12 protein-coding genes are annotated in these 14990 nt (G+C 59.6%); 5 read left to right on the plus strand and 7 right to left on the minus strand.

All coding sequences use genetic code 11. From position 1 onward, the window contains the following. Positions 1 to 20 precede the first annotated feature (20 nt). From CW354_RS16900 to CW354_RS16920, 5 genes are all read left to right on the plus strand, one after another. Positions 21 to 998, plus strand: coding sequence for a DNA-binding response regulator (locus CW354_RS16900; protein ID WP_104831267.1), 978 nt, complete (start codon positions 21 to 23; stop codon positions 996 to 998). 80 nt (positions 999 to 1078) lie between these two features. Next, the gene (locus CW354_RS16905; RefSeq protein ID WP_104831268.1) at positions 1079 to 1678 is read left to right on the plus strand and encodes a PilZ domain-containing protein; all 600 of its coding nucleotides are present in this window, start codon (positions 1079 to 1081) and stop codon (positions 1676 to 1678) included. A 344-nt stretch (positions 1679 to 2022) separates the two neighbouring features. Continuing rightward, on the plus strand, positions 2023 to 4824 hold the full coding sequence (locus CW354_RS16910) for a PAS domain S-box protein (protein ID WP_104831269.1): 2802 nt from the start codon (positions 2023 to 2025) through the stop codon (positions 4822 to 4824). Between the two features lie 179 nt (positions 4825 to 5003). After that, positions 5004 to 5594 (plus strand): PilZ domain-containing protein, encoded by a 591-nt coding sequence (locus tag CW354_RS16915; RefSeq protein ID WP_104831270.1) that lies wholly within the window; start codon positions 5004 to 5006, stop codon positions 5592 to 5594. An 89-nt stretch (positions 5595 to 5683) separates the two neighbouring features. Next, a complete protein-coding gene (locus CW354_RS16920) occupies positions 5684 to 6034 on the plus strand; it encodes a hypothetical protein (protein WP_133162354.1) in 351 nt (116 codons plus the stop codon). A gap of 41 nt (positions 6035 to 6075) precedes the next feature. Here CW354_RS16920 and CW354_RS16925 read toward each other — a convergent pair whose 3' ends face one another. The 7 genes from CW354_RS16925 to CW354_RS16955 all read right to left on the minus strand — a co-directional run bounded on the left by CW354_RS16925 (position 6076) and on the right by CW354_RS16955 (position 14940). Continuing rightward, the gene (locus tag CW354_RS16925) at positions 6076 to 7095 is read right to left on the minus strand and encodes an alpha-ketoacid dehydrogenase subunit beta (RefSeq protein ID WP_104831272.1); all 1020 of its coding nucleotides are present in this window, start codon (positions 7093 to 7095) and stop codon (positions 6076 to 6078) included. Between the two features lie 7 nt (positions 7096 to 7102). After that, positions 7103 to 8332 (minus strand): thiamine pyrophosphate-dependent enzyme, encoded by a 1230-nt coding sequence (locus tag CW354_RS16930; RefSeq protein WP_104831273.1) that lies wholly within the window; start codon positions 8330 to 8332, stop codon positions 7103 to 7105. Positions 8333 to 8512: 180 nt separating this feature from the next. Beyond that, positions 8513 to 10525, minus strand: coding sequence for a serine hydrolase domain-containing protein (locus CW354_RS16935; protein WP_133162355.1), 2013 nt, complete (start codon positions 10523 to 10525; stop codon positions 8513 to 8515). A 34-nt stretch (positions 10526 to 10559) separates the two neighbouring features. Next, positions 10560 to 11696 (minus strand): DUF819 family protein, encoded by a 1137-nt coding sequence (locus tag CW354_RS16940; RefSeq protein WP_104831275.1) that lies wholly within the window; start codon positions 11694 to 11696, stop codon positions 10560 to 10562. A gap of 61 nt (positions 11697 to 11757) precedes the next feature. Next, positions 11758 to 12750, minus strand: a complete 993-nt coding sequence (gene dgcA / locus CW354_RS16945) for an N-acetyl-D-Glu racemase DgcA (protein ID WP_104831276.1) — start codon at positions 12748 to 12750, stop codon at positions 11758 to 11760. Next, on the minus strand, positions 12747 to 13838 hold the full coding sequence (locus CW354_RS16950; protein WP_207764874.1) for an N-acetyltransferase DgcN family protein: 1092 nt from the start codon (positions 13836 to 13838) through the stop codon (positions 12747 to 12749). The genes dgcA and CW354_RS16950 overlap by 4 nt, the downstream gene beginning before the upstream one ends. Further along, complete coding sequence (locus tag CW354_RS16955; protein WP_104831277.1) at positions 13825 to 14940, minus strand: YkvI family membrane protein; 1116 nt, start codon at positions 14938 to 14940, stop codon at positions 13825 to 13827. The genes CW354_RS16950 and CW354_RS16955 overlap by 14 nt, the downstream gene beginning before the upstream one ends. Between the last annotated feature and the right edge of the window lie 50 nt (positions 14941 to 14990).

Raw genomic sequence — 14990 nt, forward strand, 5'->3', positions numbered from 1 at the left:
CGATATGATGGTTTTCAAGCATGGCTGTGCGCCAATTCAAACTGCTTTGCGTCGATGACGATTTGATTTGTCTTGAACAACTGCGCCTCGCGCTAACCCCCATTAAAGGCGATTTCGACATCCGCTACGCCGCAACGCCCGCGGAAGCGCTTGGGATGCATGAGAAAACCCCTGCAGACATCGTGATTTCCGACCTCAAAATGGCGGACACGGACGGCATCAGCCTGATCGCGCAGATGCGTGAAATCGACGACGATGCGGTTTACATGCTGCTTTCCGGACAAGCCGATCTCGACGCGGCGCTGTCGGCGGTGAATGACGTCCACGTCTTCCGTTTTCTGATCAAACCCGCGGAAACGCAAACGCTCGAAATAGCGCTTAATGCAGCGATCACGGAGCTTAACCTTCGCAAGCTTCGGATGATTTCCTTCGCCTCCCACAACGCCGTAGAACGGCTAACCGCCGGCATCGCATTTTTGAACGAAAACCGCCACGTGATTTACGCCAATGGGTCGGCGAAGCGCATTCTGGAGACGTCAGGGCTGTTTGAGATAGGCGCGGAACGCATCCTGCGTTCAACGAACCCGAAAACGACCTATGAGTTCCAGGATTTTCTCGAAAAAGTCCGCGCCAATTCGGACGCCGGCGACGCGCGCTCCGTCTTCCGCTTCGAAAGAGCCGACGACCCGAACTTCGTCTTCGCCTCCGCAAGCTTTCATCCCCCGGACGGGTTGAACGACGCCTATTACAGCCTCGTGCTCTCGAACCCGGCGCGCATCAGCGCCTCGCCGGAAATCATCGCCTCTGCGCTCAATATCCTGCCTTCGGAAGCCAGAGTGGTGCACGCCCTGTCTAACGGCGGCGGGCTCGAAGAAGCCGCCCGGAAAACCGGCATTTCGATCAGCAGCGCCCGGACCTATCTGAAGAACGTCTTTTCCAAGACCGGCGTTTCGCGCCAGAGCGAGCTTGTCCAGCTGGTTACGTTAATCGCCGCTTAAGAAAGCACCTCCTCAAATTAGGATAGGGCTCCGATCGCGCCCTCGTTATATTTTCCGGCCCGAATAAAAGGCAAAACGGCATGCAAAACCTTGAGGACGACCGCCGGCGCGCAGAACGGTTTCCGCTTTCCATCGATTTGAAATTCCTTCTACAGGGCCGTCATGAAGCAACAGGCATGTTGCTCGATATTTCTGAAACGGGCCTCGCCTTGCTCTCGGAAACGCAAGCCGAAGAAGGGGACGACATCGTCGTCTATCCGATCGGACTCGGCCGCCTCGCCGGGAAGGTCGTTCGCGCGTTCGACGGCGGCATCGGCGTTCAGTTCGCGCTGGCGAAGGGGCAACGGGAAATCATCAGGGAGCGCCTCGCCGCGGTGTTGGGCGGGGTTCCTTACATGCGTCTCAGCGAAAAGAGAACATCCTTCCGAATACGTTACAATATCGACACCCACGCCCGCATAGAAGGCCAAGACAAAACAATCGCCTGCACCATCAAGGACATGTCGAAAACGGGTTGTCTTTTAAAAGCCGATTCTCAGCCCCCCATCGGCGCGGAGGTGACATTAGGCACGTTGCGCGGACGTGTTGTCAGGCATATTGAAAACGGATTCGCCATGGAGTTCCACAGCGCCGCCGCGCAAGCGGGCGCCCCCTTGCCCCCGCGCCAACACACAGCATAACGACGCCGCGCCTATCGGCTGAAGGCGCCCCGCGCGTCTTATGAATCACGGCAGCACATGAATGGAATTAAGACGGCCTATGCGCGCCGCTTAGACCACGCATGCGACTCACCAGAGTGTTTCATAAAATGATTTCAGCGTGAACGATTTATAAAACAATTTTGTTGCGAACAGCTCGCATAAATCGGGCTGGATTTTCAATAGGTTTTTCCGCCGACAGCTTTTGTTTAGGACACCGTTGACGCTTTCCTTTTGGAGTGCGTATGCTGAATTTTCTTTATACGGCAAATGCGGCGCGTCAGTAAAAACGTAAAATTTCGTTCATATAAAAAGCAAACCCATAAATGCCCAACGCAGACGAATTGACGACGACAGTTAGAATTGACGTATTATTAGAAGCCTTGCCTGATCCCGCATTCGTTTGTGACAACGAAACGCCCCGCTTTATCGCCGTCAATCAGCGCGCCATCGATAAATACGGTTACAGCCGCGCTGAATTTCTAAAAATGAATTTGGCTAACCTCAGCACGCCCGAAGACGCCGTGCGGCTGAAGAAGCGTCTTGAGGATTCCGGCGACGACGCCAAAGTTCAGGAAAGATGCGTCCATCATCATGCAAACGGCGACATGATCAATGTCGATTTGTCGTTATGCATCATCGAACAAGAGGGCAAGCAACTGATGCTTGTCGTGGCCAGAGACGCCAGCCTCAAACCGGGCGCGGGGTCTCAGATTCGCCTGCTCGAAACCAGTCTCGAGCGTCTCAGCAACATCGTCATTATCACCGAGGCGGGTGACATCGAAAGTCCCGCCCCCAGAATCGTCTATGTGAACGACGCCTTTGTGCGGCGCACGGGCTACAGCCGGGAAGAAGTGATCGGAGACAGCCCGCGCTTCATGCAAGGCGTCAACACGCAGCGCAAAGAACTGGACAGAATTCGCAACGCGTTAAAAGAAAAACGGCCGGTGCGCGCGGAATTGATCAACTATACGAAGTCCGGAGAAGAATTCTGGGTCGAACTTGATATTTCGCCAATCGCGAACAGTTCAGGAAAGGTCACGCATTTTGTCTCTGTTGAGCGCGACATCACAGGCCGCGTTTCTGTAATGCAGGAATTGGCGGAAAGTAAAGCGCGCTTCCGCGCCGTCGCCGAAGCAATGTCCGACATCGTCTGGGATTGGGATCTGAAAAACGACACCATCTGGTGGAGCAAAAGCTATACGACTGTCTTCGGTTATACCCTGATGGAGCCGGACTCCGATCCGGAGACGTCCTGGTTGAAACGCATCCACCCCAATGACCGCCAGCGCATTTCAGAAAGCATAACATTCGCAATCGAAAACAATAAAAGACACTGGCAGGAAACATACCGCTTTGTTCACAATGACGGCCACGAAGTGCCGGTGGCGCAGCGCGGTTCTGTTATTCTCGATGAAAACAACAACCCTGTTCGTTTCGTTGGCGGGCTTGTTGTGCTAAATGAACAGGATAAAACCACTCCCCGCCTTCAGCAAATTGCGACACGCATGACGCGGCAGGTCGAACTTGTGCAGATGCTCGCCAGTTCTTCTCAGGAGAGCGAAAAAGATCTGCTCATGCTGATCACCGCCGCAGCTCAATCGCTTTTGGATGCGGATGGCGCGGTGCTCGGCATCATTCAGGGCGACAACCTTTCCTACGTCGCCGCCCAGGGCATTGGCGTCTCGCGCCGCGATACTGTTGTTCCTATCACGGACGAGCGCTCCTCACCCGCGATCGATAAGGGAAACACCATCATTTGCGATGATGTTGAAACGGAAGACCGCTGGGACGTGCAATCATGGCGTGACGCCGGCGTGCAGTCCGCCATCATCAGCATTCTGCAAGGGGCCGATCAGCCTGTCGCCGTATTGGAAGTGCTATCTAAAACAAAAGGAACTTTTTCCGAAGAAGACGTCCGGAGCATGGAGCTGTTCGCGCAATCGGCTTCAGCCATATTGCAGCGCCGGCAGCTTGAGATGAGATTGCGAGACGCGCAAAGACTTCAGTCTCTCGGACAGCTCACCGGCGGCATTGCGCATGATTTCAACAACCTGTTGACCGTTATTCTCGGCAACGCCGATTCGCTCAGCGCCAAATTCGCCGACGATCCGGAAATTTCTCAAATCTCGAACCTGACAAAGGCTGCGGCGGAACGCGGGGCCGCGCTGACCAGCCGCCTTCTTGCGTTCGCCCGCCAGCAGCCACTCGACCCTAAATCCACCGATCTGAACAAGCTTGTCTCCGGCATGGACGATCTTCTGCGGCGCACGCTCGGGAGTAATATTGAAGTCGAATTCATACGCGGCGCCGGCCTGTGGAATGCGCTGATCGATCCGGTGCAGCTGGAGAGCGCGCTGCTCAATCTTTCCATCAACGCCCGCGACGCCATGCCCGACGGCGGCAAACTTATTATCGAACTCGCCAATGCGCATTTGAGCGAAGACTACGCCAACAAGGAGGAAGAGGTTCTTCCCGGCCAATATGTGATGGTCGCCGTTTCAGACATGGGAACAGGCATGTCACCTGAAACCATGTCGCGGGTTTTCGATCCTTTCTTTACGACAAAGGCGCCGGGAAAGGGCAGCGGCCTTGGCCTCAGCATGGTCTTCGGCTTCATCAAACAGTCGCGGGGACATATCAAGGTTTATTCGGAAGTCGGAGAAGGCACGACCGTGCGTCTGTATATGCCGCGCGCCACGCCCTACGCCGCAACCGAGTCCGCCTTCAGTTCTGAGCCTGAAATCCGCAGCCATGTGAAGATTTTGCTGGTGGAGGACGACGACCTTGTCCGCGGGCACATTCTTTCGCAACTGCGCACGCTCGGCTACACGGTGGTGGAGGCGCGCAACGGACGAGAAGCGATTGAAGCCGTCCGGCAAATTTCGGATATCGATCTTCTGTTCACCGACATCGTCATGCCGGGCGGCATGAGCGGCAAGGAAGTCGCCGCCGAAGTGCATAAGCTGAGGCCCGCCATCCGGGTTCTGTTCACCTCAGGCTATACGCAAAACGCCATCGTTCATGGCGGCAGGCTCGATCCCGGCGTTAATTTCATCAGCAAGCCGTTCCGCCAGGTCGACCTTGAACGCAAGATTAATCAAATTCTCTCCGACGATAGCGGCTAGGCCTGACCGCCTGTTTCGCCATGCCGGAATTCTCGGTTGAAAAACCGCTTTTTCAGCCATTTTCCGGCCTTGACGTCTGTTAAAGGTTAACAGCGCCCTAACAACCTATCTCCACATATGGAGATATTGTTCGTTTTACCCTGCGGGTAGTCTTTTTCCCGATACTTAGGGAGACACCGATGAACTCTGGAAAAGAACGCCGCGGCGCAAAAAGATTCGCCCTCTCCGTATCCGTCAAATTTCTGTTGCGCGGCACCGAGGAAGGCGCCGGCAGGCTCCTCGACATATCCGAAAAAGGTCTCGCTCTTTTCTCGAATGTGGACGCCGCCGAAGGCGACCCGATTGTGGTTTACCCGCTCGGTCTCGGGCGAATCCAGGGCGAAGTCGTACGCTGTTTCGAGGGCGGCCTTGGCGTCAGTTTCGATCTAAGCGAATCGCAAAAAGAGACGATCCTTGAACGGATTGAGGCGGCGCTTGAGGGCAAATCTTATATGCGCCTCATCGAAAAGCGCTCGGACCTGCGCATTCGGTATAATATCGAAACGACGGCGCATCTTGACAATATCGAACCGCCGATCATCTGCACCATCGTCGACATGTCGAGATCCGGGTGCCTGTTGCACGCGGCGAAAAAACCGGCCCTCGGAGAAGAGGTTATTATCGGCGCTTTGCGCGGCCGTGTCAGCCGTCATGTGGATGACGGATTCGCCATTGAGTTCACGGGATCGGCGACAAATCCGGACCCCGATAAAATAGGAAACGCAGCGTAATCTGAGAAGATTACGCCGATAAAGACGGCTTTCAACAGGCCCGCTCAAAAGAGCCATGGGCGATAGCGATCAGACGGATGGCATACTGCTTGACAAAACCGGCGCACGACACGGGTCGAGCCTTGGTCAAGGCCTCGCAAGGCCATGCCGCGACGCCTGTGCGCGCCCGTCAGCTCCCCGAACTGGTGACGGCGGAGGTCGTCATGGACGGGAGACAAAACCCGGAGCGCATGAACGAGCGCGTGAGCGGGGCTTCCGCCGTCCGCACGGCCTCCGTTTGCAACGAACAGGCCTGCATCAGCGTCGCCTGCCTGGCTCTCGCCGCGTCATGGGAAAAACCTTCTTCTGAAACGCGGTCCGCTCCCAACGGATTTATGGAGATCGTCGAAACCGTGATGCGTGGCAGCGACATAAAATCGACGGTGTCTATTGAAATGTAACAGCCCGGCGGCCCGCTGCGCTTTTATCGGCGCGGAGGGGGTTAGGCCGGCGTTTCAAGACAGCGCTTCAGGGCGGCGCTGACGCGCGCCGGGCCCGGGAAGTAATCCCACTCGAAGGCATGCGGATAAGGCGTGTCCCAGCCGGCGACGCGTTCGACCGGGCTTTCGAGGTGATAAAAGCACCGTTCCTGAACCAGCGCCGCCAGCTCGCCGCCGAACCCGGCGTAACGCGACGCCTCGTGCACGACGACGCAGCGCCCCGTCTTGCGCACCGAGGCCGTGATCGCATCGATATCGAGCGGCACGATGGAGCGCAGATCGATGAGCTCGGCGTCGATTCCGCTTTCCTCGATCGCCGCCGCGCTCACATGCACCATGGTCCCGTAAGCGAGCACCGTGACTTCGCTCCCCTCGCGCGCCACCGACGCTTTGCCCAGGGGAACCGCATAATGGCCTTCGGGCACATCCGCCGCCGGATGGCCGGCCCAACTTGTGGTCGGCCGGTCGTGATGACCGTCAAAGGGGCCGTTATAAAGGCGCTTCGGCTCCAGAAAGATCACCGGGTCGTTGCATTCGATCGCTGCAATAAGGAGGCCTTTGGCGTCATAGGGAGTCGAGGGAATGACCGTCTTGACGCCGGTCACATGGGCGAAAATCGCCTCCGGGCTCTGGCTGTGGGTCTGGCCGCCGTAAATGCCGCCGCCATAGGGCGAGCGCACGGTGAGCGGCGCGATGAACTCGCCATTGGAGCGATAACGCAGCCGCGAGGCTTCTGAGACGATCTGGTCATAGGCGGGCAGGATATAATCCGCAAACTGAATTTCCACCACGGGCCGCAGGCCGTAGGCGCTCATGCCGATGGCCGTCGCCACGATGCCGCCTTCGGAAATCGGCGAATCGAAACAGCGCGTGGCCCCGTGCTTTTCCTGCAGCTTGTCGGTGACGCGGAAAACGCCGCCGAAATAGCCTACATCCTCGCCGAAGATGAGGACGTCCGGGTCACGCGCCAGCATGACGTCGAGGGCGTCGTTCAGCGCCTTGATCATGGAAAGTTCAGGCATGCCGCTTTTATGACCCCATCTCGCGGCGCTGTTCGATAAGACGCCAGTCGGGCTCTTCGAAGACGTTTTCGAACATTTCCTTCACGCTCGGCTTCGACTGCCCGAGAACGCCCGCGCGCTCGCCTTCCTTGACCGCAGCCCTCACCTCTTCGGTGAGCTCGGCAATCAGCGCTTCATGCCGCGCCTCGTCCCATTCGTTTTGCGCGATCAGATGCTGTTTCAGACGCTCGACCGGATCGCCCAAGGGCCAGGCGCCGGCTTCCTCCGACGGGCGGTATTTCGCTGGATCGTCGCTCGTCGAATGGCCTTCCGCGCGATAGGTGAAGAACTCGATCAAGGTGGCGCCGAGATTGAGCCGGGCGCGCTCGGCGGCCCAGCGGATCGCCGCCCAGACCGCGAGAAAATCATTGCCGTCGACGCGCAAGCCCGGAATGCCATAGGCCAGCGCTTTGGCCGCGAAGGTCGTCGCCTCGGCCCCGGCGATGCCGGAAAAGGAAGAGATCGCCCACTGATTGTTGGTGATCGCGAGGATGACGGGCGCGCGGTAAACGCTGGCGAAGGTCAGCGCCTCGTGAAAGTCGCCCTCGGCGGTCGTGCCTTCCCCGATGACGCCCATGGCGATCTTGTCGTCGCCCTTATAAGCCGACGCCATGGCCCAGCCGACAGCGTGGCCGAAGCGGCTGCCGACATTGCCCGATAGGGAGTAAAATCCATACTCCCTTGCGGAATAGAGAATCGGCAGCTGGCGGCCTTTCAGCGGATCTTTCTCATTGGAGAAGATCTGATTGACCAGCGGCAGGAGCGGATGGCTCCGCGCCATCAGCCAGCCGACGAAGCGATAGGTGGGAAAGCACATGTCCTTCGCCCCGAGCGCCATGGAGGCGGCGACGGCGATCGCCTCCTCGCCGGTCGACTTCATGTAAAAGCTGGTTTTGCCCTGACGCTGAATGCGGAACAGTCGCTCGTCGAAAGCGCGCGTCAGCAACATAGCGCGAAGACCGCCCCGCAAGACGTCCGGCGACAGCCGCGGCGCCCAGTCGCCTTGCGGCGCGCCCTCGTCATCGAGAACGCGGATCAGCGCATAGGGCAGATCGCGCATTTCGGCTTCCGCCGTATCGCAAGGGGGGCGCCTTATTTCGCCCGCTTCCGGGATATCAAGGCCGGAGAAATCCGGCTTGTCTCCGGGACGCGACGATGGGGCCGGCACATGCAGCGCAAGCCGTGAGCGGGGTTTCATCGAGTTTTATCTCCTCGAAAAAGCGGGCCCGCCCGCTTTACACTAAAAAGCCGGCGCTTTTAACAAGCCCGCTTGTCCCGGGATTGCGGCCCGTGATTTGGGTGATTTTCGGGAAACCGGGCCGTTTCCCGGCCGGACGCCGGAGCCTAGCGGCCCCGGCGCCCGCCGATTTTTCATGGATCAATAATTGAGGTCGAAGCTGAGGAGCCCGCCCACGGCGCAGAACCAGATCAGCACCATAAAAGCGAGCGGCAGGACGACGCTCCAGAGCTTGGCAAACCAGCTGCGCGCGCCGCTCCAGACCATGGCGAGGTTCCACACGGATGCGCCAAGCGCCGCATAAAGGAAGACCTGCGCCAATTGCGCCATGCGCAGCTGCCCGTCGAGCTCCGCCGTCAGCGCCGTAAGATCCGAATTCAAGGTCTGGAAGATGAGGAACCACAAGAAGAGCTGAACGAAGACGAGGATAATCCCCACCCGCACGGCGCGGTAAGCCAGAGCCTCTTTTCCGCTCAGGGCGAAAGGCGTCTTGTAGCGCCAACGCACGATTGCGTTCGCCGGCCACAGGATAAGCGTCAGCACAAGCGCGCCAAGCGCGACCGACAGAAGCGGCATCAGGATCGACGAAGAGCGATGCCAGGGCGTCGGCAGATATTGCATGAACGGCGACACCGGCTCGAAAGTGATGTGGTCCACCTTGCCGTCATCATCCATGACCGCCGCCATGCGCATTCCCATCTGCGTATTGCGCCAGATGAAAGGCTCGACTTCGCGCCAGCGCAATTGCGTGGCGCCGAGAGGCATGACGAGATCGCCCTCTTCGTCAACGGAGATGGTCGTCTGGCCGAGAATCCGCATCAGGGCGGCGAACCCTGAAGCGGGCGTGCGCGAGCTTTCGTAAAGGCCGGCGACCATTGCCCCATGCTCTTTCGCCGTGTCAAGACGCGGTTCGAATGGGATGCGCGCTTCTTCGAAATAGCGTTCGGCGAAGTTCTCAGCGAGCTTTTCACGCAACAAGACCATGCCGCCGCCCGTTCCGCTGCTGTTAAAGGAAACGAAAAGCCCGACGCCTTTGTCGAGGAACAGCGACAGATCCGAATGGAACAGGGTCGTGTCGCCGCCATGTCCGACGCTGCGCAGATCGCCCCTGTTCTGCTGGTAAAAGCCGAGCGCCATGGCGTTCAGCGGCGGCGTATGCTGATCGATGGTTTCATGCATCCGCCGCGCGGTTTCCGGCTTCAACAGCGGGCCGCCATCATTGAGATGCGCGATCATGAAACGGCTCATGTCTTCGCCGGAAGAAGAGAGCGAGCCCGCCGGCCCGGCCGGGATCAGCTCGAATTTCTGCGCCTCGCCATCCGCCGCGTCGTTATAGCCGCCGGACATCAGTCCTTCATATTTCTCAGGCAGCGGCATGCGGAATGTCGAATGCTCCATGCCAAGCGGCGTAAAAATATGATTGTCGATATAATCGTCAAAGGACTCGCCGGACACGCGCTGGACGATGTAACCGGCAAGCGCCGTCGCATAGTTCGAATAGGCCGGCGTTTGCCCTGGCGGGAAGATGCGCGCCGGGATGGAAGACTTCACATAGTCTTCGAGCGACATCAGCTTTTCCGGATCTTCAAAGATCAGGTTCTTGATCGCCTCTTCGAAACCCGCCGTATGGGTCATCAAATGACGAACGGTGATGGGCGCGCCGAAGGCATCGGGAATTTTGAAGTCGAGATAGGCGTTCACATCTTCATCGAGATCGATCTCGCCCTTTTCCACCAGTTGCATCACGGCGGTCCAGGTAAAGAGCTTCGAAATCGATCCCGGGCGGAACATGGTGGTCGCCGGATCGACGGGCTTGCGGGTTTCAAGATCGGCGTAACCGAAGCCGCGGCCGGTCAGGATTTCTCCGTCCTTGACCACCATGACGACGGCGCCGACGACTTGGTTTTCGTTCAGCGCATAGGGCATGAAGCCGTCGAGCCAGGCGTCGACATCCGCCTTGGTCAGCGCGTGCACGCCGTCTTCCGCAGGGGTGACGTCGGGCGCGGCGGGCGCCGCCTCTTCTACGGCGATGTCTTCCGTTATGGGATCATCGGGGACGACAGGATCCACCTGCGCCTGCGCCGAAGCGGGGAGCAAGAGCGCGGCGGCCAATAAGGCCGCTTTCGCATTACGTGCGAGTGCTGTTAACGACATGGTGCCTCCAGACAACTGAATTGAACAGGGATGGTCATGAGCTCGCGCCTCCGAGCAGGGTGAAAATGCCGACGCCGACAAAATTGCCGAGCACATAGCCGAGAATGCCGGTGAGCACCCCCGGCGCGACGAGATTGCGCCATTTCAACACGATCGCGATCGCCGCCGCGATCGGCGGCCCGGCGACGCAGGCGAGCGACGCGACGACAAGCTCGGCGTAATTCAGTTTAAAGAGCGCCCCGGCGGCGACCAGAAACACAAGATGCGTCACGAAGATGACCGCGACCATGACAAAGAGGCCGGGTGCGGCGTTCAGCATGGCGTTGATGTCCGCGCCCGCGCCGATGATCGCAAAAAAGAGATACATGAAGATCATGGCGACGATATCTTCGCCGCGCAGTTTTGCGGCGAACCGCCGGCCGAATGTCGCGACCGCAGCCATCAGCGTCGTAATGAACAAGAGGCTGTAATTGGCGAGGCCGAGCGCGCGGGCCAGCCATTCGCTGACCGCGACCACGACCGCGGCGACGGCAAGCGAGGTCAAGAGATTGGCCAATTGCAGCGGTTCGGGCTGAGCGCCTTCCGCCGTATCGGGCTCGCCCCAGATCGATTCCACGCGCCAGGGAAAGGCGCGGTGCAGCAGGGCCCAGGCCGCCGCCAGGTTCATCATGATTATGAAACCGACGCCGAGAATATTGTCGATGGCGAGCGCTGCGGCAAGCTCTGATGCGTTGTCGAGACGCACGGCTTCGGCGACGGCGACGAAGTTCAACGATCCGCCGGTGTATGTCGCGCTGAAAACCCCGGCGAGCTTGGCTTCATCGGGACCGAGATCGAGAAACAGCGCGGCGATCACGGCGCCGACCGCCGTCCCGGCCATGCCGGCGAGAAACGCGATGAGAACGCGGCCCCCTTCCCGGAAGACCTTGATGAGATCCGCCTTGATCAGGAACAGCGCAATCGCCAGCGGCACGAGATAGGACCAGATGGCGCCGTAGACCGGCGCGCTGCGCGGAATGATTCCGAAATGCGACGCCGCAATCGCCGCGATCAGGATCAGTCCGACGCCGGAAATGCGTTTACCGAAGGCCGTGCCCTCGAGCGCCGCCGCCAGCGCCGACAAGGTCAGCAGAATGGCGAGGAGGCCGAAGATGTTGTCGGCCGCTATCACGCGCGCCCGCCAGCCGCCGGCGACGGCCCGCCCTTTTCAGCCGGAAAAATCAAAAGCGGCTTCATTCAACACAGCCCCAAAACCCCGTCTGCGGCGCCGAAACGATCGCGCCGTCATAAGACATCCGGTTCGCATAATCGGACTTTAGCGCCAAAGGCCCGTCGAGATCGACGAAATCGCACAGCTGGGCGATAACGAAAGCCGGCGCCATGGAAAGCGAGGTGCCGACCATATTGCCGACCATGAGGCGTTTGCCCGCCTCTTTCGCCTCTTTCGCCAGCGCCAGCGCTTCTGTGAGGCCGCCCGTTTTGTCGAGCTTGATATTGATCATGTCATAGCGCTCGAGCGCCGCCGGCAATTCGCCGCGATGAAGGCAGCTTTCATCGGCGCAGAGCGGAATCGGCGAATGATAGCCTTCAAGCTCCTCATCCCGTCCGCGCGGCAAGGGCTGTTCGATCATGGCGACGCCGAGTTCGGCCAGGGGCTCCGTGACTTCTTTCAGCTGTTCGAACGTAAAGCCCTGATTTGCGTCGATCACCAGCGTCGCGTCGGGACGCGCTGCGCGGATCGCCGCCACGCGCTCCACGGGCGCCTCGCCGTCGAGTTTGACTTTCAACACCGGATAGCCTTTGGCCCGTGCGGCGTTTTCCGCCATCTCGCCGGGCGTTTCCTGAATGCCGATGGTGAAAACGGTGCGCTGCGGCTTCGGCGCGACGCCCGTCATTTCCCAGACGGACTGCCCGTTGCGTTTCGCCGTCAGATCCCAGAGCGCGCAATCGACGGCGTTGCGCGCGCCGCCGGCCGGAAACAAAGTCTGCACGTCTTCCAGCGAGATCCCGCGTTCAATATCGGCGCGCGCCGCCTCGACCTGCTCGAGCAGAAGATCGGCGTTTTCATTAAGATAATAAGCGCCGAGGCCTTCGCCGCGGCCGGCATGCCCGTCCACGACAAGTTCGACGACGATCGCATCGGCGCTGTTGAAGACATGGCCGGTGATCCGGAACGGCGCCTTCATGGGCCAGGACGTCTTGTGAACATTCAATTGAAGGCTCATTCGCCCTGCTCCGTTTCAAGCCGATCGATGAAAGGTCCGACGCCGTCGCGGATCGGATCCGCCACGGGAAGACCGGTTTCTTCGGCATACTGATCGTAAAGTTTCGCGCGTTCGCTTTCCGAAAGGCTGCTCGTATTGAGCGACACGCCGACAAAGCGCGCGTTTTTGTTGACGCGCCGCGCCAAGGCCAGACACAATTCGATGTTTTCTCTCGGCGGCACAAGCGAAAATCTTTGCGGGCTTTCCATACCCAAAAGAAACTCGCGCGTCGGATCGTGACACAACACAAGCGCGTCTGGCTGCGAGCCGTGTAGAAGACCGAGACTGACGCCGGCGAAGCTCGGATGGAAAAGCGAGCCCTGCCCTTCGATGACGTCCCAATGGTTTGCCGGCGCAGACGGTGAGAGCATTTCCGCCGCGCCGGACAGGAAATCCGCCACGACGGAGTCGATGGCGATTCCCGATCCGGCGATCATGATTCCTGTTTGCCCGGTGGCGCGGAAATCAGCCGCCCAGCCGCGCGCCCGCATCTCTTTCTCAATCGAGAGAGCGGTGTATTTCTTGCCGACGGCGCAATCGCTGCCGACCGTCAACAGGCGTTTGCCGGACCGTTTCTCGCCGGTCCCCACGGGAATGTTTTTCGGCGGCGTCCTCACATCGATGAGCCGCACGCCAGACTGGCGCGCCGCGGCCGCGATTTCCGGAAAGCTCGAAAGGCGCGCATGCATGCCGGAGACGATGTCGAGCCCGGCCCGCGCCGCGGCGGCGAGATCGGCGATCCAGGCCGCCGAGATAGACCCGCCCGACGGCGCGACGCCGATCAACAGCGATTTGACGCCCGCCTCCGCCGCATCATCGATGCACATCTCGCGAATGCCGCCATCGACGCGGCAGCCAGGCGCGCGCATCTGCCCCGCGCATTGTTCACGCCGCCATTGAATAAGGCCGAGACCTGTCTTGGCGTGCGCGGCGTCCGCAACATCGCCGAAATAGATAAGATAAGGCGCGCGCAGCTTGATCGGCGCCGCGGTCTCTTCGAACGATTGGGGATCGGGCTCATGCGCCCAGCTCTGACTAGCGAGATTCACTCACCGCCTCCGCAAGGTTAGGTTTGGTTGCAGCAATTTTGTAAACGCCGACGGTCAGGAGCGGCGCGACGACAACGACGATAAAAGCGTAAGACAAAGCGCCGTAGCCCTTGGCGATGAGGTCGATGAGGCCGACGGCGCGTGCGAGATAGACCGCTGCGCCCAACATGACCGCCGCTATGCCGAGACGCGCCCAATGAGGAAAGCCGAGATTCTTTTCAGCGAGCGCCGAGGCGACGCGCTGATTGACGGCGTGCACGATGCCGGTCCCGGTCTCCACAAATGTGCCGAAAAGAACGATCTGAAAAACAACAAGGAACCAGACCGAGTTGAGCGCCTGAAGCACGGAAAGAACCGGCACGGGCTCCGTCTGAATGGCCGGATATTGTGAGAGCAGCGCGAGAAAGACGAACCCGGCCGGGATAATTCCGGCGGCGCCCGCGGCAAATCCCGAAATCAGGGCTTCCTTGCGCGTTTTGAGATAAGGCAGGACGAACAGCACGGCGCCGAGCGCAATCAGGTTGTAGGCGGCGTAGCGCACGCCGTCGACGGCCCAGGCGCCGCTCGCCTCGCCTTCGCCAAGCGCGTCCGTAATGGCGCCGCCAAAACGCGACGCCACCCAGAAAAAGAAAACGCCGTAAACAGCGTACAGCACGAAGGACCACGCTGTCAGGGCGCGTTCGATCACCTTGCCGCCGAAAAAGGCGAGCGCGCCGACAGCGCCGAGAAGAAACAAGACGCCGACGACCGGCGGCGCGCCGAGCCCCTCGGATACCATTTCGCCCGCCGCGGAGCCGAGCACCGAAAGGACAAGCAGCGCGATAAGCAAATAAAGAACCTCAAAAACGCGCCAGAAAGGACCGATCAACGCGCTGAAAAAGGTGCGGTAATCGTATCCTTTGCTTAGCCGTGCGAATTCGAAGGCGACGGACAGCATCAGCCCCCAGGCAAGCGCCGTCACGGCAAGCCCGAAAAGCCCGCCAAGGGGCCCGTGAGACAGAAAGAATTGCGCAATCTCACGGCCGGTGCCGTAGCCGCCGCCGATGATCACGGACTGAAACACAAGCCCCGGCAACAGATATGTCTGGAAAAATCTGCTCATTAAAACCCTGTTCGCCCATATCCGTGCGCATGCCGGTTCGGCGGCCCGCC

The organism is Hyphococcus luteus, assembly GCF_002943565.1.
Taxonomy (GTDB): domain Bacteria; phylum Pseudomonadota; class Alphaproteobacteria; order Caulobacterales; family Parvularculaceae; genus Hyphococcus; species Hyphococcus luteus.

Excerpts from the sequence above, each read along its gene's own strand:
- CW354_RS16905 (WP_104831268.1), top strand. The coding sequence starts at position 1,079 with ATGCAAAACCTTGAGGACGACCGCCGGCGCGCAGAACGGTTTCCGCTT.
- CW354_RS16910 (WP_104831269.1), top strand. The coding sequence starts at position 2,023 with ATGCCCAACGCAGACGAATTGACGACGACAGTTAGAATTGACGTATTA.
- CW354_RS16925 (WP_104831272.1), bottom strand. The coding sequence starts at position 7,095 with ATGCCTGAACTTTCCATGATCAAGGCGCTGAACGACGCCCTCGACGTC.
- dgcA (WP_104831276.1), bottom strand. The coding sequence starts at position 12,750 with ATGAGCCTTCAATTGAATGTTCACAAGACGTCCTGGCCCATGAAGGCG.
- CW354_RS16915 (WP_104831270.1), top strand. The coding sequence starts at position 5,004 with ATGAACTCTGGAAAAGAACGCCGCGGCGCAAAAAGATTCGCCCTCTCC.
- CW354_RS16935 (WP_133162355.1), bottom strand. The coding sequence starts at position 10,525 with ATGTCGTTAACAGCACTCGCACGTAATGCGAAAGCGGCCTTATTGGCC.
- CW354_RS16930 (WP_104831273.1), bottom strand. The coding sequence starts at position 8,332 with ATGAAACCCCGCTCACGGCTTGCGCTGCATGTGCCGGCCCCATCGTCG.
- CW354_RS16955 (WP_104831277.1), bottom strand. The coding sequence starts at position 14,940 with ATGAGCAGATTTTTCCAGACATATCTGTTGCCGGGGCTTGTGTTTCAG.
- CW354_RS16900 (WP_104831267.1), top strand. The coding sequence starts at position 21 with ATGGCTGTGCGCCAATTCAAACTGCTTTGCGTCGATGACGATTTGATT.